This is a genomic window from Streptomyces lushanensis, assembly GCF_001700515.1.
GTDB classification, from domain to species: Bacteria; Actinomycetota; Actinomycetes; order Streptomycetales; family Streptomycetaceae; genus Streptomyces; species Streptomyces lushanensis.
Window position 1 is genome coordinate 1 of record NZ_MAUD01000041.1, and the last position, 20,553, is coordinate 20,553.

Consider the following 20,553-nt stretch of genomic DNA (forward strand, 5'->3'; position numbering starts at 1 on the left):
ATCAGGAACAGCGTGAAGTAGCAGACGCCGAGGGCCAGTCCGCCGAGCAGCGCCCGTGGCCAGGAGCCGCCGGCGCCGGGGAGCGGCGCGGCCACCGCGAGCAGGACGGCGAAGGGCGTGAACAGCAGCCAGACGGCGAGTTCGGGACGCGGCCCGGTCGCCGCCGCGGCCGTCCTGCTCGCGGTGGCCGCGCCGCTCCCCGGCGCCGGCGGCTCCTGGCCACGGGCGCTGCTCGGCGGACTGGCCCTCGGCGTCTGCTACTTCACGCTGTTCCTGATCAACCCCAACGGCATGGGCTTCGGCGACGTGAAGCTCGCGCTCCCGCTCGGCGTCGCCCTCGGCTGGTACGGCTGGCCGGTCCTGTTCGTCGGGGCGTTCGCCGGGTTCCTGCTGGGCGCCCTGTACGGAATCGGGCTCATCCTGCTGCGCCGGGCGGGCCGCAAGTCGGCGATCCCGTTCGGTCCGTTCATGATCACCGGGGCTCTGGTCGGTATCCTCCTCGGTGCCCTCGCCGTAGCGTGATGTACCGCTGAAACGGTAAGTATCGAGGCCGGAACCGTAAGTCGAGACCGGAACGGAGTTGGCCATGACAAAGAGCCAGAGCAGAGCCGTCTACACCTGTGGGCTCGACGCGGCGGTGGATGTGGTGGGCGGGAAATGGAAACCGCTCATCCTCTGGGCGCTGCACGACGGACCGCACCGCTTCGGGGCGCTGCGCCGGCATGTCTCCGGTGTGAGCGAGAAGATGCTGATCCAGCAGTTACGTGAGCTGGAGGCCGACGGAGTCGTCCATCGCGAGGTGTACCGGGAGGTACCGCCCCGCGTCGAGTACTCCCTCACGGACATGGGCCAGGCGCTCAACACCGCCCTGCTGCCGCTCGGTGTCTGGGGCGACGCGTTCATGGGCCGGATCGTGGCCAACAAGCTGAGCGAGCGCCCGGACGGGCCCGGCCCCCGCACGGAGACCGAATCCCGGCCCCTGACCGAACCCCTGCCCGAGTCCCTGACCGCACTCCCGAGCGTCAACGCGCCGGCCGTCGCTCATCGGTCCTGAGGGCCGTCGCACGGGGTGGCTACTACTCGCCACGCCCGGGCCCGTACCCCTGTGAGCTCCGGGATTCCGGGGCTCACAGGGTCTTCCGGCGCTTCCGGAGCGTCATCCCGGCCTGTCGTGGCGCGCACCAACCCTTACGAAGGGTTATGGTGGAAACCCCCCCTCGGGCCGGTCCGTATCCCCCCCACGGACCGGCCCGTTTTCCTGTCCGGTGACCGAACGGGCCGGCATCGTCGACATCGGGCCGTCGGCCCGCCCGCTCACGGGCGGTGGAGCGTCAGCCCCGGCCGGCCCAGATGTTCGTGCCCGCGGTGTCCACCGCGAAGCTGTCGATCTCCTTGAGCTCATCGGCGGAGAGCGGTGCCCCGGCGAGCGCCGCGACATTCTCCTCCAGCTGCTTCACGCTCGACGCGCCGATCAGCGCCGACGTCATCCGCGGATCGCGCAGCACCCAGTTCAGCGCGAGCTGCGCCAGCGACTGGTCCCGGCGCCGGGCGATCTCGTTCAGCCCGTTCAGCCGCCGGGTGACCTCGTCCGAGAGCAGATCCGGGTCGAGGGACTTGCCCTGCGTGGCCCGGGAGCCCTCGGGGATCCCCTTCAGGTACTTGTTCGTCAGAAGTCCCTGCGCCAGCGGGACGAAGGAGATGCAGCCCATCCCGGCCGCCTCCAGGGTGTCCAGCAGACCGTCGTCCTCGGTCCAGCGGTTGATCATCGAGTAGGACGGCTGGTGGATGAGCGCCGGCACCCCCATCTCCTTGAGCAGCCGGGCCGCCTCCGCGGTCTGCTCCGCGGTGTACGACGACACACCGACGTACAGCGCCTTGCCCTGCTGCACGGCGGAGGCCAGCGCCCCCATGGTCTCCTCGAGCGGAGTGTCCGGGTCGAACCGGTGCGAGTAGAAGATGTCGACGTGGTCGAGGCCCATCCGGTTCAGGGAGGCGTCGAGCGAGGACAGCAGGTACTTGCGCGAACCCCATTCACCGTAGGGTCCGGGATGCATGAGATATCCGGCCTTGGTGGAAATGATGAGTTCGTCACGATAAGCCGAGAAATCCTGCGCGAAGATCTTGCCGAAATTCAGCTCGGCGGATCCCGGCGGAGGCCCGTAGTTGTTCGCCAGATCGAAGTGTGTGACGCCCAGATCGAAGGCGCGGCGCAGGATGCCGCGCTGCGAATCGAGGGTCCGGTCGTCACCGAAGTTGTGCCAGAGGCCGAGCGAGATCGCGGGCAGTTTCAGGCCGCTGCGTCCGCTGCGCCGGTACTCCATGGAGTCGTACCGGTCGTCGGCTGCGAGGTAGGAGGGGAAATCAGTCACGGTTCATTCCTTATCACGGACTTGTGACAGACCGGGTTGGGTGCCGGTGGGGACCGCGCAGTAATGTGACGGCTTCGGGGTCCCAGGGCCGGCCCCAGGATCCCGTGAGCGGACGCGCCGGTCCCCATCGAATCGAGAGGTGGACTCAGTGAACTTGCGCGACCTGGTGTACGGGCTCTACGCGCGCCGGGTGGAAGGCCGTCTCGATCATGCCCAGGTGCCCAAGCACATCGGCGTCATCCTCGACGGCAATCGCCGCTGGGCGAAGGCGTCGGGCGGCACGACCGAACAGGGACACAAGGCCGGTGCCAGCAAGATCCAGGAACTGCTCGGCTGGTGCTCCGAGACCAATGTGGAGGTCGTCACACTCTGGCTGCTCTCCACGGACAATCTCGACCGCCCCGAGGACGAGCTGATCCCCCTTCTCGGCATCATCGAGAACGCGGTCCGCGACCTGGCGGCCGACGGCCGCTGGCGCGTGCACCACGTCGGCACGCTGGACCTGCTGCCCGGCCGTACACAGATGGTTCTCAAGGAGGCCGAACAGGCCACCATCGGCAACAAGGGCATACTCGTCAATGTCGCCGTGGGCTACGGCGGCAGACAGGAGATCGCGGACGCGGTCCGCTCCCTGCTGACGGATCACGCGAACAAGGGCACCACCTTCGAGGAACTCGCGGACATCGTCGACACCGACCTGATCTCGTCCCATCTCTACACCCGCGGCCAGCCGGATCCCGATCTGGTCATCCGTACCAGCGGGGAGCAGCGTCTCTCCGGCTTCATGCTCTGGCAGAGCGCCCATTCGGAGTACTACTTCTGCGAAGTTTTCTGGCCGGCCTTCCGCAAGGTCGACTTCCTGCGTGCCCTGCGTGACTACGCGGCGCGCCACCGCCGCTACGGAACCTGACCTTCCGCTTCCTTCGCGGCTCCTCCGTACCCGCTCACGCACCTCCGTCACCTGTGGTTCATCAGCCGTCCGTCATATGCCGTGGCATGGCTGCGCGTGTTCGAGGGAATACCTCCCCCAGGTCGATGTCCGAAAGCCAGGTCCGTGGACGTCGCATCTCAGCGGACGGCATGGGGCCGTCCGCCCGGGAGGCCCTTTGCACCAGGACGACCGTGCGGTCAGACGTACGGGCGACATGGAGGGCCGGAGCTCGGCCCGCGCATGGGGCCCGAGCCCGGCCCACCCGCCCGCGACGCCGTCGCACCCCGACCTCATTCGAGGGGGTACGTCCTTCCGTGGTGACCAGCACAAAGCGCCGCATGCCCGACAGGCGCACCTACGTTCTCGACACCAGCGTCCTGCTGGCCGATCCGAACGCCATGTCCCGCTTCGACGAGCACGAGGTTGTGCTGCCGATCGTGGTGATCACGGAGTTGGAGGCCAAGAGGCACCATCCGGAACTCGGCTATTTCGCCCGGCAGGTCCTGCGCCTGCTCGACGACTTCCGCGTCCGGTACGGCCGTCTCGACGCCCCGATTCCGCTGGGCGACCTGGGCGGCACGATGCGTGTCGAGCTCAACCACTCTGATCCCGGCATCCTGCCCGCCGGCTTCCGTCTGGGGGACAACGACTCACGGATCCTCGCGGTGGCGCGCAACCTCCAGGCCGAGGGGTACGACGTCACGGTCGTCTCCAAGGACCTGCCGCTGCGCATCAAGGCGTCGTCGGTCGGCCTCCTCGCCGAGGAGTACCGCGCCGAGCTCGCCATCACCGACTCCTCCGGCTGGACCGGCATGAGCGAGCTGACGCTCGCCGCGGACCAGGTCGACCTCCTCTTCACCGAGGAGTCGATCTATGTGCCCGAGGCGAGCGAGCTGCCCGTGCACACCGGGCTGGTGCTCCAGTCCGAGCGTGGCAAGGCGCTCGGCCGGGTCACCGCCGAGGGCAATGTCCGGCTCGTCCGGGGCGACCGTGAGGCCTTCGGGATCCACGGCCGCAGCGCCGAGCAGCGCATCGCCCTCGATCTCCTCCTCGATCCCGACATCGGCATCGTGTCGATGGGCGGCCGGGCCGGCACCGGCAAGTCGGCGCTGGCCCTCTGCGCGGGCCTGGAGGCGGTCCTGGAGCGCCGGCAGCATCAGAAGGTGATGGTCTTCCGGCCGCTGTACGCGGTGGGCGGACAGGAGCTGGGCTATCTGCCCGGCACCGAGGCCGAGAAGATGAGCCCGTGGGCGCAGGCGGTCTTCGACACGCTCTCCGCGGTGGCAGGCCGAGAGGTGATCGAGGAGGTGCTGGGACGCGGCATGCTCGAAGTGCTGCCGCTCACCCATATCAGGGGACGCTCCCTGCACGACGCGTTCGTCATCGTGGACGAGGCCCAGTCCCTGGAGCGGAACGTCCTGCTGACCGTTCTCTCCCGGATCGGGGCGAACTCCCGGGTGGTGCTGACCCACGATGTGGCGCAGCGTGACAATCTGCGGGTCGGGCGGTACGACGGAATTGTCGCGGTCGTCGAGAAACTGAAGGGTCATCCGCTTTTCGCGCATGTCACCCTGACGCGCTCCGAGCGCTCGCAGATCGCCGCGCTGGTGACCGAAATGTTGGAGGACGGTCAGATCTAGACCGTATCGCCACGGTTGATGCCGCCCGGCGGAGCGCAACAGCTTAGCCGGGCGGCGTCGCACCGTGCGGCGCTTTCCTTTTTCTCCCCGGCCGAACGGGGTGTGAGCTTTCCCACGCAACGAAGAATTGCCTCGCGGCGTGGCCTTCCGGCAGAGTCTTGCTTCCGTCAGGCCCCGCATGCGGCACACGCGCACCCCCAGTGGTGTGGCACCACACAACTCAACAACTGCCGCCGTATGCCGCCCGTGCACCACGCGGCAGTCCCCCAGGGGATTGCCCACCGGGCCCGTGTCTCCCGTGACCCAGTAGTGCGGAGGCCAGTGCCAGGGGCACGATCGCGTCCGCGGGGTCACCTATGCGGGCGATGCTGGAAGGACACCGTGTGAGCCGGATCTCGGTCCGGGGATTCGCCGTGGCATCGGCCACCGCGGTCACCACCGTCGGCGCTGTCGTGGGTGTCGCCTCGGGCGACCCCCAGGTTTCGGACGACAATTTCGAGGCGGCCGCAGCCGACACGACGCTCCTCGCAGACATTCCCGCGGGCCAGCAGGCGCAGGTGCAGACCGCGTCGCTGACCCAGCAGGCGGACGTACTGGCCGCCGCGGCCGACGCGTCCGCGAAGAAGTCCGCGGAGGAAGCGGCCCGTATCCAGGCCGCCAAGGACGCCAAGGCGAAGAAGGAAGCCGCCGACGAGGAGGTCGAGCGCCAGCGCGAGGCCAAGGAGGCCGCCGAGCGCGCGAGCCGTGACGAGGTGCGGTCCGCCTCCTCCTTCGCGGCGCAGAGCTCGTACACCGTGGCGCAGGTCCAGGCGATGGCACGGCAGATGATCCCCGCCGACCAGTACCAGTGCTTCAGCAACATCGTGGACCACGAGTCCGGCTGGAACTACCAGGCGCAGAACCCGTCCTCCGGCGCGTACGGTCTGGTCCAGGCACTGCCCGGCTCGAAGATGTCCTCGGCCGGCGCCGACTGGCAGACCAACCCGGCCACCCAGATCAAGTGGGGCCTGAACTACATGGACGGCCGCTACGGCAGCCCTTGCGGCGCCTGGTCGTTCTGGCAGGCCAACAACTGGTACTAGGCACTGTCCGGCGCTCAACCTCGTGAAGCCCCCCACCGTCCTACGGTGGGGGGCTTCTCCCGTGTACGGTCGATTCGAACATCTGCGGGGAAGCACATGGGACGAGGAACGGGGGGAAGAGGAAACATCATGTCAAGAGTGCCGGCGTGGCTCAGCCAGATGGGTACGGGACTGACGCGGATGGGTGAGCATCTGGACCGGCGCAGGGCCGAGGCGGACGAGACACCGGTCACCGTCGCCGCGCCCGAGTCCGATCCCGTGTCCGTTCCGCCGCCACCACCCTCGTACGCCCCCGCCGCCTCCGGCAGGCCCGATCCCGTCTCCGCCATTCCCTGGGGCATGCGGGTCGCGGGCGAGGCCGCCTGGCGGCTGCTCGTCCTCGCCGGGATGCTCTGGGTGCTGATGCGTGTCATCAGCGCCGTACAGCTCGTCGTCATGGCCTTTGTCGCGGCCCTGCTCATCACGGCGCTGCTCCAGCCCACGGTCGCCTGGCTCAGACGGCTGGGAGTGCCGCGCGCGGTGGCCACCGCGCTGACGGCGGTCGCCGGATTCGTCCTGATGGGACTGGTCGGCTGGTTCGTCGTGTGGCAGGTCATGGAGAACATCGACGATCTCTCCAACCGGGTCACGGACGGCATCAACGAGCTGAAGCGCTGGCTGCTCAACAGCCCGTTCCATGTGACCGAGGGCCAGATCAACGACCTCGCGAAGAGTCTGAGCGACGCCGTCGGCTCGAACGCCGAGGGGATCACCTCCGCCGGGCTCCAGGGCGTGACGGTGATGGTCGAGCTGCTGACCGGCATCTTCCTCGCGATGTTCTCGACGCTCTTCCTGCTGTACGACGGCAAGCGGGTCTGGCAGTGGTCGCTCAAGCTGGTCCCGGCCCAGGCACGTGAGGGCGTCGCGGGAGCCGGGCCGCGCGCCTGGCACACCCTGACCGCCTATGTGCGCGGCACGGTGATCGTGGCGCTGATCGACGCGCTCTTCATCGGGCTCGGGCTCTACTTCCTCGAAGTGCCGCTGGCCGTCCCGCTGGCCGTGATCATCTTCCTCGGTGCGTTCATCCCCCTGGTCGGTGCGGTGATCTCGGGAGCGCTGGCCGTGGTCGTGGCGCTGGTGACGCAGGACGTGTTCACCGCGCTGATGGTCCTGCTCATCGTGCTGGGGGTGCAGCAGATCGAGGGCCATGTCCTCCAGCCGTTCATCCTGGGCCGCGCGGTACGGGTGCATCCGCTCGCGGTCGTCCTCGCCGTCGCCGCGGGCGGTCTGGTCGCGGGTATCGCAGGGGCGGTGGTGGCGGTGCCGCTGGTGGCGGTCACCAACACCGTCGTCGGCTATCTCCGCGCGTACAGCGCGGAACGGGACCTGCGGCACGCCTCCCCGCCGGCCACGGCGGCACCGGCGCCCGAGCCCGCCGCGGCGACCGTGGGCACACCGGCGGTCGCCGAGGGCTCGGACGGCCAGGAATGATCTCGGAGCCGGAACTGGAGGGCACCGAGAACGGCCCGCCGCCGCTGATGCCCTCCGTACCGGCTCCGAGGGCGGGCGACGGCGTCCAGGCACCGCCGGCCGCCGGCCCCGAGACGATCGCCGGCCGGCGCCCGCCCTGGCTGCCGCCGCGGTCCGCGCCCTGGCCGTGGGCGCTCGGCGGCGCGGTGGCCGCCTCCGCCGTCTGGGCGGCGGGACTGTACGCGTACGGCCCGGCCGGGCCGGATCTGGGCGGCTACGGGATCAGCCGCAACCTCTGCCGGGACGCCGAACTGCCGGCCATCGCCACCGTCCTCGGCAAGCGCCGTTATCCGAGGGCGGCGGTGGACGAGCAGCTCGCGATCGACCGGGCCCACTGCTCGGTGACACTGATCGCGGCCGGGAGGGACAGCGGTCCGGCCGCGTACACCGGCGTCGACGTCGACTACAGCCTGCACAAGCGGACCGACCCGGGCCCCGAGTTCGACGCGACGGTGACCCGGCTCGCTCCGGACGGAGCGCCGGAGCGGCGCGTGATGCGCATACCGGACCTGGGCGAACGCGCCTATCTGGTGACGGATCCTTCGCGCGACGAGCCGGAGCTGAAGGTCCTCGACGGCCAGGCCGTCCTCACCATCGCCGTCAGGCACGTCGTCAAATACACCGCGAACCCGACCACCGGCGAGTACGAGGTGCCGGAACCGGCCGACTTCTCCGGTATCGAGAGCGCCATGGTCGAGGACATGAGGGACCTGATGGACGCGCTCAAGAAGTGACCGCGTGCCTCACCCGGCCCCGGCGGCCTCCGCGAGCACGGCCTCCGCGTCGAGGGTCGTGCCGACCGCCTGGATCACCGAGGCGATCTTGAACGCCTCCTGGATCGTCTCCCGGTCCACACCGGCCCCACGGAGCACCCGTTCGTGCGAGTCCAGGCACAGACCGCAGCCGTTGACGGCGGAGACGGCGAGCGACCACAGCTCGTAGTCGATCCTCTCCACACCGGGGTCGCCGAGGACGTTCACCCGCAGCCCCGCGCGGAGCTTCCCGTACTCCGGGTCCGACAGAAGATGCCTGGTCCGGTGGAAGACATTGTTCATCGCCATCGTGGCCGCGGCCGATCTGGCGGCGGTGTACGCACCAGGACTCAGCCGGGCCCTGGCCTCCGGCCCCAGCGCGAGCAGCACGGCCCGCGACCGGGAGGCGATCGCGCAGACCAGCACCGTGCCCCAGAGCCGCTGAGGCGACAGCGGGCTGTCGCCGACGACCGAACCGAGGTTCAGCCGCAGGTCCTTGGCGTAGTCCGGTATGGCCGACTTGAGCGCGTCGAGTCCCGTCGAGGTCACGTCACCGATAGTGGCACAACGGCCGGGCCGGTCTTCCGGCCTGCGGCCCGCGCCGGGGCGTCCCAACCGTCGGGGAGCCCGGCGCCGAGGCAGCCGTTCCTCAAACGCCGGACGGGCTGGGTATGCGGCCCGGCACCGGATCCGCAGCCGGAATGCGGCGGGAGGGGTCGGGGTCGCAGGAGGTGCGTGTCCGGACGTAAAGCGTCGCAACTCGCGCGAAGCGCGGTGACCACGCGACGGAGTCGCATATCGACAGCAGCGCAGTCCGGACACGCACCTCCGGAGGCCCCGGCGCCCGGCCCCCACCGCGCACCGGCCCCCGCGCCGCCAGGCGCGCACCGCCTCGGGCGCCACCATGTTCGGTCCGCACAGGACGAGCGGCGCGTCGGCCGGGTCGGGCAGGGCGGCGAAGACGATCACGGGCGTGCACGGGTCGTGCCGGCGGAATTGCTGGTTCTGGCAACCCTCCGGCCGTCTCATGAGTCGGTTCCTTTGAGACGGGTGCGGATTGTCACGTCCGGAAAGTGAGGATCGGTGCTCTTTGTCACAGCAAGCGGTGTTAGTTTTCTGAGCTGATTCCGATGGGTGAGCGCTGGCACGAGTTCTGACGACACGATCTGAGAGCGGAGCGACACGGCGATGAGCCGAGCTGAAGCCGGACGGGCGCGGCAGCGTGGAACGCGCCGGGCACCGAAAAAGGGCGGCATACGCCGTTTCTTCACGCCGAAGAAGCTGCTCGGCACCTTCTTCGGGCTCTGCCTGCTCGCCATGGGCGGATTCGTCGTGATCTATCTGCTGGTCCCGGTGCCGAGCGCCAACGCGCAGGCCGAGATGCAGAGCAACGTCTACAAATACAGCGACGGCACGGTCCTGGCCCGTACCGGCGAGATCAACCGCGAGATCGTCGGGCTGGAGCAGATACCCAAGGCGGTCCAGCGGACCTTCGTCGCCGCCGAGAACAAGACCTTCTACCAGGACGCCGGCGTCGACATCAAGGGCACGGCGCGCGGTCTGCTGAACACCCTGTCCGGCAAGGGCAAACAGGGCGGCTCGACCATCACCCAGCAGTACGTCAAGAACTACTACCTCAACCAGGACCAGACGGTCACCCGCAAGCTCAAGGAGCTGGTGATCTCCCTGAAGGTGGACCGCAAGAAGGACAAGACCGAGATCCTCGCCGGGTACATCAACACCAGCTACTACGGACGCGGTGCCTACGGGATCCAGGCCGCGGCCCAGGCGTACTACGGCATCGACGCGGCCGAGCTGAATGTCGCCCAGGGCGCCTATCTCGCCGCGCTGCTCCAGGCCCCCAGCCAGTACGACTGGGCCGTGGCGGGCGAGACCGGCAAGCGGCTGGTGACCGAGCGCTGGAACTACGTCCTCGACAACATGGTCGAGATGAAGTGGCTGGACGCGTCGGTCCGCTCCGGTCTGAAGTTCCCCGTACCGCACGAGCCCAAGGCCGCCCGCGGCATGGAGGGCCAGACCGGTTATCTGGTCGAGGCCGCCAATGACGAGTTGGCACGCCAGGGCGTCGACAAGGCGGACATCGACGCGGGCGGCTGGACGATCACGCTCAATATCGACAGGAAGCGGCAGCGGGAGCTGGAGAAGTCGGTCGACAAGGAACTGGAGAGCAAGCTCGACCGCAAGGACAACAAGACCGACGCCACGGTCCAGGCCGGTGCGACCTCGGTGGACCCGAAGACCGGACGCGTCGTCGCCCTCTACGGCGGCACCAGCGCCACCAAGCACTGGATCTCCAACGCCACCCGCGACGACTACCAGCCCGCGTCGACCTTCAAGCCGGTCGTGCTCGCCTCCGCCCTGGAGAACGGCTCGAAGACCCAGGACGGCGAGAAGATCGGCGTCAACACGCGGTACGACGGCACCAGCAGACGGCCCGTGGTGGGCAGCGACACCCCCTTCGACCCGCAGAACGAGGACGACCAGGACTACGGCTGGGTCAACGTCCAGACGGCCATGAACAAGTCCGTCAACTCCGTCTTCGCGCAGATGGTGGTCGATGTCACTCCCGCCAAGGTCAAGCGGACCGCGCTGGCCCTCGGGATGCGGGACGGCAAGGCGTTCCCCGAACGGCCGGCCATCACACTCGGCACGATGAACGCCTCCACCTGGGACATGGCGGGCGTCTACGCGACGCTCGACAACCACGGCAGGAAGGTCACTCCGGCCATCGTGAAGGCGGCCTCGCACAAGGACCGTACGGTCGACCTGCCCGATCCGATCGGCAAGCAGGCGGTCAGCCGGGAGACGGCCGACACCGTGACCCATGTGCTGCAAGGCGTCGTGGACGACGGATCGGGCTTCGAGGCCGATACGTCCGCCTATGACGCGGCGGGCAAGACCGGTACCTCGGAGAAGAACAAGTCCGCCTGGTTCGCCGCCTACACCCCTCAGCTCACGACGGTCGTCGCGCTCTTCGGCGAGTCCACCAAGGAGGGCGGCGAGCAGGTCAGTCTGACCGGCACCGCCAACAGCGGCCGTGCCAACGGCGGCGGCTTCCCGGCCAGGATCTGGGCGGACTACACCCTCGGCGCGCTGAACGGCGGCTCGGACGCGCGGTTCGACCTGGAGATCGCCGAGCCCGTCCGCGAGGAGCCGGTGGTGACGCCCAGCGAGACGGCGCCGAGCGAGACGCCGAGCAGCTCCGCGCCGCCGCCGTCCCCGCCGACCCAGGAGCCGGAGCCGCCGGCGGAGACTCCGAGCCAGAGCGCGCCCCAGACACCGCAGGAGACGCCGTCCTCCAGCGAGCCGGGCCCCGGGGAGTCCAGCAGCTCCGACCCGGGCGGCGCCGAGACCGGCGGTGTTCCCACCGGTGGAGCTCCGGCCGGCGGTCCCGGCCGCGGCGGCGGATGAGGAGCGACCGCCCGGTGACGCGGGGAGCGGCCCCGGCGGATGTGATCACATCCGCCGGGGCCGCTCCCCGCCGTGCGCACCGGACGCCGGACCGACGGGCGCCGGGACGTACGGGACGGGCCCGCGCGTGCGGTCCGGGCCGGTCAGCCGCCGTTCATCTTGTTCGCGATACGGTCGCCGACCACCTTGTCGATATTGCGCCAGTACTGGAGCGCCCGGTCGAGCACCGGCCGGGACACGCCCTGTGCCAGGTGTCCGCTGACGTTCGACACCAGCCGGTCGCGTGCGGCGTCGTCCAGGACCTCGCGGACCTGTGTGCCCGCCTGGCCCCAGTCGTCGTCCTCGCGGTGCAGCTTGTACGCCTCGCGCACCATCTCGCCCGCCGCGGCCCAGCCGGCCGGGTCGCCGAAGCGCTCCGTGTCGGCCGCGGGACCGCCGTAGGAGTTCGGCGCGTACGGCCTGGCCGCCGCCGACGGGTCGTACCGCATCGGTCCGTCCTTGGCGTACGAGCGCACCGGCACCCGCGGCCGGTTGGGCGGCAGCTGGCTGTAGTTCGGGCCGATGCGGTAGCGGTGTGTGTCCGGGTACGAGAAGAGCCGTCCGAGCAGCATCTTGTCCGGCGACGGGCCGATGCCCGGCACCAGGTTCGAGGGCTCGAACGCCGCCTGCTCGATATGGATGAAGTAGTCGTCCGGGTTCTTGTCGAGCGTCATCCGGCCGACGTCGATCAGCGGGTAGTCGGCGTGCGGCCACACCTTGGTCAGGTCGAACGGATTGAACCGGTAGTCCGCCGCGTCCTCGAACGGCATGATCTGGACCTTCAGGCTCCAGGTCGGCGCGTTCCCGGACTCGATCGACTCGTACAGATCGCGGCGGTGGTGGTCCGCGTCCGTACCGGCCATCGCGTCGGCATCGGCCTGGGTGAAGTAGTCGATGCCCTGGTCGGTCTTGAAGTGGTACTTCACCCAGAACCGCTCACCTGTGGCGTTCACCCACATATAGGTGTGCGAGCTGTAGCCGTTCATATTCCGGTAGGACTTCGGAATGCCCCGGTCACCCATCAGCCAGGTGACCATGTGTGCGGACTCGGGCGAGAGCGTCCAGAAGTCCCACTGCATGTCGTTGTTCCGCAGCCCGGTGGCCGGGTGGCGCTTCTGGGAGCGGATGAAGTCCTGGAACTTCTGCGGATCACGGACGAAGAAGACCGGCGTGTTGTTGCCGACCATGTCGTAGTTGCCCAGCTCGGTGTAGAACTTCAGTGCGAAGCCGCGTGGGTCTCGCCAGGTGTCGGGCGAGCCCAGCTCGCCGGCGACCGTCGAGAACCGGGCCAGCATGTCCGTGCGTTTGCCCGGCTGGAACAGGTCGGCCTTGGTGAACTGGCTGACGTCGTCCGTCACCTCGAAGAAGCCGTACGCGCCCGCGCCCTTGGCGTGGACCACGCGCTCGGGGACCCGTTCCCGGTTGAACTGGGCCATTTTCTCGATCAGATAGTGGTCTTGCAGCAGGATCGGCCCGTCGGGGCTGATGGTGAGCGAGTGTTCGTCGCTCTCCACCGGGATGCCGGCGTTGTTGGTCGTGTAAGCCGTCCTGGGGGATGACCCGCTCACGAACGTCCTCCCGTCGATAGCAGGCCCGGGAAACCGGGGGCGCCCCGGGGAATGGCAGCGTTCACAGAGAGCGCCTTCCCCAGTCAAGCCCTCTCACACCATGTCGGCAACATCTATATTCGTCCCTTTTGATCCTTTTGGCGGTCTCGTTCGGCTCATGCCGGTTCGGGTTGATCCGGGCAGGTCCGGCGGACGTGTTCGGTCACGTCCGGGTCGGCAGCTCGAACCAGACCACCTTCCCGGTGGACAGCCGCGTGGCTCCCCAGCGCCGTGCCAGCCGGTTGACCAGGAACAGTCCCCGTCCGCTCTCGTCCGTGTCCCGGGCCCGCCGCTGCCGGGGAAGCTGCGGCGAGTCGTCGCCGACCTCGCAGCGCAGTACATCCGTACGGAGCAGCCGCAGGGTCACCGGACGCTCGGCATACCTCACCGCGTTGGTGACGACCTCGCTGATCAGCAGCTCGACCGAGTCGCTCAGCTCCTCCAGGTCCCAGCGGGCCAGCGCCCTTCTGGCCAGCCGCCGGGCCCGCCCCGGAGCGGCGTCCTCCGGCTCCAGGAACCAGTACGCCACATCGCTCGGCGCGATCCCGTCGAAGCGGGCGGCGAGCAGCGCGATGTCGTCGTCACGGTCGCCGGGGCCCAGCACATCGAGGACGTCGTCGCAGAGCGCCTCCAGCGGCGGCGAATGATCGGGCCCGGTGAGCTGCGCGGCGGCGGCGAGCCGCTCCCGGAGCTGCTCGATCCCCGTCCATACGTCACGCAGCCGCGACTCGACCAGCCCGTCCGTGTAGAGCAGCAGCGTCGCCCCGGCGGGCGCGTCCAGCTCGACGGCCTCGAAGTCCACTCCGCCGACGCCGATCGGCGCGCCGGGCGGCACCCGGAGCACCTCGGCCCGGCCGCCGAGATGCAGCAGTATGGGCGGCGGATGGCCCGCGTTGGCGATGGTGATCCGGTGCGAGACCGGGTCGTAGACGGCATAGAGGCAGGTCGCCATCCGGTCCGAGCCCAGCCGCTGCGCCTGCTCGTCCAGATGGTGCAGCACCTCCTGCGGCGGCAGGTCCAGACCGGCGAGCGTCTGCGCGGTCGTACGGAGCTGGCCCATGATCGCCGCGGAGGTCATGGAGTGGCCCATGACATCGCCGACGACCAGCGCGACGCGGCTGCCGGGCAGCGGGATCGCGTCGTACCAGTCGCCGCCCACCCGGGCGGTCTCGGCGGCCGGAAGATAGCGGGAGGCCAGCCGCACACCCGTGGGCTGCGGCAGATTCTCCGGCAGCATCGTGCGCTGGAGCTCGTCCGCGATGTACGCCTCGCGGCCGTAGAGCACCGCCTTGTCGATCCCGAGCGCCGTGTGCGTGGCGAGCTGCGCCGCGACCAGCAGGTCGTTCGGCTCGAAGGCGGCGCGGTCGGGTCTGCGCAGAAAGACGGCCGCGCCGATGACACGCCGGCGTCCGCGCAGCGGCGCGAGGATCGCGCGGTGCCCGGTCGGTACGGCGCGGTCGGCGCCCAGCAGCTCCGGCAGCGCGGCACGGGCCGCCGCGGAGTCGCCGAAGACCGGGCGCACCCCGCGCAGGACCTCGGAGAGCGCCCCGCCCGAGCCGACCTCGCACAGCTCGGCGGCGGGCATCACGTCCGACTGCGGATCGAGGATCGGCAGCCGCAGCGCGTCGCCGGCCTGGAGGGGGATACCGCCGGTCTCGGTGTCCTCGTCGGTCAGCCGCAGCCGGTCCGTGCGCCGCAGCCGCAGGACGAACGGCGACACCGGGCGCTCGTCGCCGACGGGCAGCGGATCGCGGAGATAGACGAGTATGGCGTCGGAGAACGTCGGGACGGTCGCGCGGCACAGCCCGAGCACGATCTCGTCCAGGTCTATGCCGCGTGCGATACGGCGCGTCGCGGCGCCCACGAAGCGCAGCCGGTCTCCCTCGCGGCGCGCCGTGGCCGCCGGGTCGGGCGCGGGCGCGGGCGACGGTACGGAGGGCCCCGGCGCGCCGGAGGCGCCGGCCTCCTGCCGCGGGCGCGTGCGTTCCTGCGGGCGGGCAACCAGGGGCTGCCTGCCTTCGTGGGAGGGTGGGTGCTCCGTCACGCGTGGGGTTCCGTCCGTCCGGGCCGGTGGTGCGATGCGGTCACTGCGACAGGGGCAGGTCCCGGCAGTGCCGTTCCCCGCCGGGGTCTGTGCCCAGGCCCTGTCCGGTGTCCGGTGCGTCTCAGGACACCCGGGGGCGTCCTACGGTTCCTGCTGGGCCCGCAACGCACGGCTCCACCCCCTCGTAGTGACTCACGGTCGTCATGACGTGCGGTCGTAGCGGCTAACGGTGTGACGTCTGGTGATTTGCGGTGTGACCAACGGTCAGGCCGGTTGCTGTGCACACCCGTTGCCCCGGTGCAGTCTTCCGGAGGACGATCCTACGTTTGAACCCTGGGGGCACATCAAGGGTCTCATGACGTCGGCGGCGGCGCCCCTGTGATCACGGTCTTGGTCAGCACCGTTCCGGCCAAGTGGACCGCTTCCGGCCATGACTTCCGTCAGGTCTTCGGCGCCGCGGGGAGCTGTCCGTACGGCCGTACGAAAAGCTGTGCGGACAGCCGCGCGGCGGCCCGTGCGGCGAGCTGTGCGCGAGCGCGCGCGGTGGGGTGCTCAACGCGCCTGTGCCCCGGCGCGCTCCGGCGCCCGGCCCCAGTCGTCGGGCAGTTCGGGCACCGTCCAGTGCGGCTCGGGCCGCCAGTGCTCCCAGCCGTCGCGGAACGGCGCGCCCCAGCCGTTGATGACCTCGATCGCCGCGAGTCCGGCCTCCCTGACCCGGCGGGCCTGGTCGGGACCCATCAGCCCGTCCTGCTGGGCCTGGGTGAACTCGTCCTCGTCGCGCCACCGCCAACTCCGGTCGGGGAAGACGTCGATGTCGAGGAAGTGGTCCTCCGAGTCGACGCCGCCGGCCCAGCGGGTGCGGGGCTCCTCCAGATTCACGTACCAGTTCTGGAAGCGCCAGTCCCGCTCCCACCACAGCCACACCGACCACGGCTCACCGGGCCGCGCCAGCTTCAGCACGCCCATCCCGTACCACCGGTCGCGCACCACCGTGCGCGGTGTGGTGTAGCGGGTCGCCAGCGGCTCGTTCTGGATCGGCGAGCCGTCCGCGAGGGCCGGCTTCACGCACGGTGTGTCCGGCGCCAGCCAGGCGGCGAGCAGCTCGTCCGAGTCCTGGACGACCGTGACGGGACGGCAGATGTGCACCCGGTCCCCGGCGTTCTCCCGGTACCGCCACAGAATCTGTGTGCCGGGCGCCCAGCGCCCGGCCGCCGCCGTCTCTGTCATGCGCAGATCCTAGGCCGTGTCTCACGCACGGCGTCCTCCGCCCGGGGGACGGAGCCGGACGGGACGCGCCGGACACGGCCCGGGGCGCCGCGTCACGGGCGGGTCATCCGCAGGACGTCCAGTGCCTCGTCGAGCTGAGCGAGCGTCAGGTCACCGCGCTCCACATAGCCCAGTTCCAGGACCGTCTCACGGATCGTCCGATGCTCCGCCAGGGACTTCTTGGCGACCTTCGCGGCCTCCTCGTACCCGATGTACTTGTTCAGCGGGGTGACGACGGAGGGCGAGGACTCGGCGTACTCACGGGCCCGTTCGACATGGGCGACGATCCCGTCGACCGTACGGTCCGCCAGCAGCCGCGACACGTTGGCCAGCAGCCGTACGGACTCCAGGAGGTTCTTGGCGATCACCGGGAGCATCACGTTCAGCTCGAAGTTCCCGGCGGCGCCGGCCGCGGCGACCGTCGCGTCATTGCCGGTGACCTGCGCCGCGACCATCAGGACGGCCTCCGGGATCACCGGATTGACCTTGCCGGGCATGATCGAGGAGCCGGGCTGGAGATCCGGGAGGCTGATCTCGGCGAGTCCGGTGCGCGGTCCGGACGCCATCCAGCGCAGATCGTTGGAGATCTTGGTGAGGGAGACCGCGAGCGTGCGGAGCTGTCCCGAGGTCTCCACGAGCCCGTCGCGCGCGCCCTGGGCCTCGAAGTGGTTGCGCGCCTCGGTCAGCGGCAGTCCCGTGGCGCGGGCCACCTCGGCGATGACGGCGGCGGCGAAGCCGGGCGGTGTGTTGATACCGGTGCCCACCGCCGTACCGCCGAGAGGCAGCTCGGCGAGCCGGGGGAGGGAGGCGGTCAGCCGCTCCACCGCGTATCGGATCTGCGCGGCATAGCCGCCGAACTCCTGGCCCAGCGTGACGGGCGTGGCGTCCATGAGATGCGTACGCCCCGCCTTGACCACCGCGCCGAACTCCTCGGCCTTGCGCTCCAGGGCGGCGGCGAGATGCTCCAGCGCCGGGATCAACTCACGGGTGACGGCGGCGGTCGCGGCGATGTGGATGCTGGACGGGAAGACGTCGTTGGAACTCTGCGACGCGTTGACATGGTCGTTCGGATGGACCTCACGGCCGAGGCGCTCGCCGGCGAGCGTGGCGAGCACCTCATTCGTGTTCATGTTCGAGGAGGTACCTGAGCCCGTCTGGAAGACGTCCACCGGGAAATGCTCGTCCCAGCGGCCCTCGGCGACCTCGGCCGCCGCGTCCTGGACGGCGTCCGCGATGTCCTTGTCGATCACACCGAGCTCGGCGTTGACCTTCGCCGCCGCGGCCTTGATCCGGGCCAGGGCCTCGATATGGGCTCGCTCCAGACGCTGCCCCGAGACGGGGAAGTTCTCCACCGCGCGCTGCGTCTGCGCGCGCCACTTGGCGTGCGCGGGCACCAGCACCTCACCCATGGAGTCGTGTTCGGTGCGGTACCGGCTCTCGTCCGTCGTCATCGTCGTCGTACCTCCTGCAAGGAGAGCGTCCGGCCGCGGCGAAGTGTTCCCGGGAGGCGTTCCCACGAAAGTGTGACGGCGAGAGCGGCCCTGTACGGTCCGGAGGCCAGCCCTGAGGTCAGCCGAGGCCGGGCCCGCGGACCGGGATGCTGGTGAACGTGGGCGCCGGGGCCGGTTCGGTGAAGAAGTCGTTCCCCTTGTCGTCCACCACGATGAACGCCGGGAAGTCCTCCACCTCGATCTTCCAGACCGCCTCCATCCCCAGCTCCTCGTACTCGAGGACCTCCACCTTCTTGATGCAGTCCTGCGCCAGCCGCGCCGCCGGGCCGCCGATCGAGCCGAGGTAGAAGCCGCCGTGCGCCGCGCAGGCGTCGGTGACCTGCTTCGAACGATTGCCCTTGGCGAGCATCACCTTCGAGCCGCCGGCCGCCTGGAACCGCTCCACGTACGAGTCCATCCGGCCGGCCGTCGTCGGGCCGAAGGAGCCGGACGCGTATCCCTCGGGCGTCTTCGCCGGGCCCGCGTAGTACACCGGGTGGTCCTTGAGGTACTGGGGCATCTCCTCGCCCGCGTCCAGCCGCTCCTTGATCTTGGCGTGCGCGATGTCGCGGGCCACCACCAGCGGTCCGGAGAGCGAGAGCCGCGTCTTGACCGGATACTTCGTCAGCTCCGCGAGGACCTCGTCCATCGGACGGTTGAGATCGATCCGCACACTGGGCCGGTCGGCGGCTTCGCCGCGGGTGCTTCCGGCCCCCTCGTCCAAGTGCTCGTCCGTGGTGTCCGGCAGGAAGCGCGCGGGGTCCGTCTCCAACTGCTCCAGGAAGACGCCCTCCGCGGTGATCTTCGCGACGGCCTGGCGGTCGGCCGAGCAGGAGACCGCGATCGCGACCGGCAGCGACGCGCCGTGGCGCGGCAGGCGGACCACCCGTACGTCGTGGCAGAAGTACTTGCCGCCGAACTGCGCGCCGATACCGATCCGCTGCGTCAGCTCGAAGACCTTTTCCTCCAGCTCCTTGTCACGGAAGCCATGACCGGTCGCGGAGCCCTCGGAAGGCAATTCGTCCAGATAGTGCGCGGAGGCGTACTTCGCGGTCTTCAGGGCGAACTCGGCCGATGTGCCGCCCACCACGATCGCCAGATGGTACGGCGGACAGGCGGCCGTGCCGAGCGAGCGAATCTTCTCCTCCAGGAACTTCATCATGGAGGTCTCGTTGAGAACCGCCTTCGTCTCCTGGTAGAGGAACGACTTGTTGGCGGAGCCGCCGCCCTTCGCCATGAAGAGGAACTTGTACGCGCCGCCGTCGGTCGCGTACAGCTCGATCTGCGCGGGCAGGTTCGAGCCGGTGTTCTTCTCCTCCCACATGGTGAGCGGGGCCATCTGTGAATACCGCAGATTCAGCTTGGTGTACGCGTCGTAGACGCCGTGCGAAAGGGCTTCCTCGTCGCCGCCCCGCGTCAGTACGTTCTGTCCGCGCTTGCCCATCACGATCGCCGTACCGGTGTCCTGGCACATCGGGAGAACACCCGCCGCCGCGATATTCGCGTTCTTCAGCAGATCGAGCGCCACGAACTTGTCGTTCGACGATGCCTCGGGGTCGTCCACGATCCTGCGGAGCTGGGCGAGATGGGCCGGGCGCAGATAGTGCGAGATGTCGTGCATCGCCTCGGCGGCGAGGGTGCGCAGCGCCTCCGGCTCGACCTTGAGGAACGTACGCCCGTCGGCCTCGAAGGTCGAGACGCCCTCGGCGGTCACCAGCCGGTAGGGCGTGGTGTCCTCGCCCAGCGGGAGCAGATCGGAGTACGCAAACTCTGGCATTACGGCCATTCCTCACTCGACAGACGGCGACGCGGCCTCCATTGGCAACGCGCACTCCAGCGTAGGGCGCCGCACCGCCGCCGCGCCTGTGAGGTAGGGCTCAGCGGGCTGGCCCGGCGCGGCCACCCGGCGCGGGCAGGACGGTCGGAGAACGGACGAACCCCGGTCGGGCCGGACCGGACCCAGGCCCTGTCCGGCGGACCCTCGTGGGCCCGGGACGCCTGGCACGGCACCTTGCCGCGTTGTCGGAGTCGGCCAAGTGCGTCCCGTACGAGTCCGATCCTCCGCCTTGCGGTGCACCGCGCCAGACGCCCCGGGCTGATCCACGAGGATCCGCCGGACAGGACCTAGTCGCGATCTATCGCGTTTCGCTACCCTGGGACCGTGGACCTCGAAAAGCACCCCCAGAAGCCGGCCGCGCCGGTGGAGCCCGGCGGTATCCGGGCCTCCGACGCCGACCGGGACAGGATCGCCGACATCCTCCGGGAGGCCCTGGCGGAGGGCCGCCTGGACGCCGAGGAGCATGCCGAGCGGATCGATTCCGTCTACCGCGCCAAGACCGTGGGTGAACTGGAACCGCTGGTACGGGACTTGCCCGCCGTCGGCGCCGACGGC

Annotated in this window: 15 protein-coding genes and 1 pseudogene; 9 read left to right on the top strand and 7 right to left on the bottom strand. The window is 69.7% G+C overall.

Features of this window, described 5'->3' with window-relative positions; translation table 11 throughout:
- Positions 1-153: 153 nt before the first annotated feature.
- Together BFF77_RS03615 and BFF77_RS03620 are read left to right on the top strand one after the other, a co-directional pair.
- A pseudogene (locus BFF77_RS03615) lies at positions 154-522 on the top strand (prepilin peptidase); the annotation flags it as partial.
- A 64-nt stretch (positions 523-586) separates the two neighbouring features.
- Entirely contained in the window at positions 587-1,054 is a 468-nt protein-coding gene (locus BFF77_RS03620) for a winged helix-turn-helix transcriptional regulator (RefSeq protein WP_079124802.1), read from the top strand.
- A gap of 277 nt (positions 1,055-1,331) precedes the next feature.
- On the opposite strand, the gene mgrA is transcribed toward BFF77_RS03620, so the two are convergent.
- Positions 1,332-2,369, bottom strand: coding sequence for an L-glyceraldehyde 3-phosphate reductase (mgrA, locus tag BFF77_RS03625; RefSeq protein WP_066943695.1), 1,038 nt, complete (start codon positions 2,367-2,369; stop codon positions 1,332-1,334).
- Between the two features lie 148 nt (positions 2,370-2,517).
- Between mgrA and BFF77_RS03630 the strand changes: the two genes are divergently transcribed.
- The 5 genes from BFF77_RS03630 to BFF77_RS03650 all read left to right on the top strand — a co-directional run bounded on the left by BFF77_RS03630 (position 2,518) and on the right by BFF77_RS03650 (position 8,265).
- Positions 2,518-3,279, top strand: a complete 762-nt coding sequence (locus BFF77_RS03630; RefSeq protein ID WP_066943697.1) for an isoprenyl transferase — start codon at positions 2,518-2,520, stop codon at positions 3,277-3,279.
- 335 nt (positions 3,280-3,614) lie between these two features.
- Entirely contained in the window at positions 3,615-4,940 is a 1,326-nt protein-coding gene (phoH2, locus tag BFF77_RS03635; protein ID WP_079124803.1) for an RNA 5'-3' helicase PhoH2, read from the top strand.
- Between the two features lie 383 nt (positions 4,941-5,323).
- On the top strand, positions 5,324-6,022 hold the full coding sequence (locus tag BFF77_RS03640) for an aggregation-promoting factor C-terminal-like domain-containing protein (RefSeq protein ID WP_066943701.1): 699 nt from the start codon (positions 5,324-5,326) through the stop codon (positions 6,020-6,022).
- A gap of 129 nt (positions 6,023-6,151) precedes the next feature.
- Positions 6,152-7,492: an AI-2E family transporter gene (locus BFF77_RS03645; protein WP_066943703.1), complete on the top strand. Its 1,341-nt coding sequence runs from the start codon at positions 6,152-6,154 to the stop codon at positions 7,490-7,492.
- Positions 7,489-8,265, top strand: a complete 777-nt coding sequence (locus tag BFF77_RS03650; protein ID WP_066943705.1) for a hypothetical protein — start codon at positions 7,489-7,491, stop codon at positions 8,263-8,265. The genes BFF77_RS03645 and BFF77_RS03650 overlap by 4 nt, the downstream gene beginning before the upstream one ends.
- A 9-nt stretch (positions 8,266-8,274) precedes the next feature.
- Here the strand turns inward: BFF77_RS03650 and ahpD are convergent, their stop codons facing one another.
- A complete protein-coding gene (gene ahpD / locus BFF77_RS36535) occupies positions 8,275-8,832 on the bottom strand; it encodes an alkylhydroperoxidase, AhpD family (RefSeq protein WP_066943707.1) in 558 nt (185 codons plus the stop codon).
- A 639-nt stretch (positions 8,833-9,471) separates the two neighbouring features.
- Between ahpD and BFF77_RS03660 the strand changes: the two genes are divergently transcribed.
- Positions 9,472-11,715, top strand: coding sequence for a transglycosylase domain-containing protein (locus BFF77_RS03660; protein ID WP_066943709.1), 2,244 nt, complete (start codon positions 9,472-9,474; stop codon positions 11,713-11,715).
- Between the two features lie 143 nt (positions 11,716-11,858).
- Here BFF77_RS03660 and BFF77_RS03665 read toward each other — a convergent pair whose 3' ends face one another.
- The 5 genes from BFF77_RS03665 to BFF77_RS03685 form a co-directional block, all read right to left on the bottom strand.
- Positions 11,859-13,322 carry a catalase gene (locus BFF77_RS03665; protein ID WP_066943711.1) on the bottom strand — a complete coding sequence of 488 codons (1,464 nt, stop codon included), beginning with the start codon at positions 13,320-13,322 and terminating at the stop codon, positions 11,859-11,861.
- A 202-nt stretch (positions 13,323-13,524) separates the two neighbouring features.
- The gene (locus tag BFF77_RS03670; RefSeq protein WP_066943713.1) at positions 13,525-15,405 is read right to left on the bottom strand and encodes an ATP-binding SpoIIE family protein phosphatase; all 1,881 of its coding nucleotides are present in this window, start codon (positions 15,403-15,405) and stop codon (positions 13,525-13,527) included.
- Positions 15,406-15,957: 552 nt separating this feature from the next.
- Positions 15,958-16,632, bottom strand: coding sequence for a cytidylyl-2-hydroxypropylphosphonate hydrolase (gene fomD / locus BFF77_RS03675; protein WP_066943715.1), 675 nt, complete (start codon positions 16,630-16,632; stop codon positions 15,958-15,960).
- Between the two features lie 92 nt (positions 16,633-16,724).
- Positions 16,725-18,122, bottom strand: a complete 1,398-nt coding sequence (locus BFF77_RS03680; protein WP_066943717.1) for a class II fumarate hydratase — start codon at positions 18,120-18,122, stop codon at positions 16,725-16,727.
- A gap of 118 nt (positions 18,123-18,240) precedes the next feature.
- Complete coding sequence (locus tag BFF77_RS03685) at positions 18,241-19,938, bottom strand: fumarate hydratase (RefSeq protein WP_066943719.1); 1,698 nt, start codon at positions 19,936-19,938, stop codon at positions 18,241-18,243.
- Between the two features lie 384 nt (positions 19,939-20,322).
- On the opposite strand from BFF77_RS03685, the gene BFF77_RS03690 reads away from it, so the two are divergent.
- Positions 20,323-20,553 (top strand): DUF1707 SHOCT-like domain-containing protein (locus BFF77_RS03690; protein ID WP_141698350.1); only part of this gene is annotated, 231 nt, incomplete at its 3' end.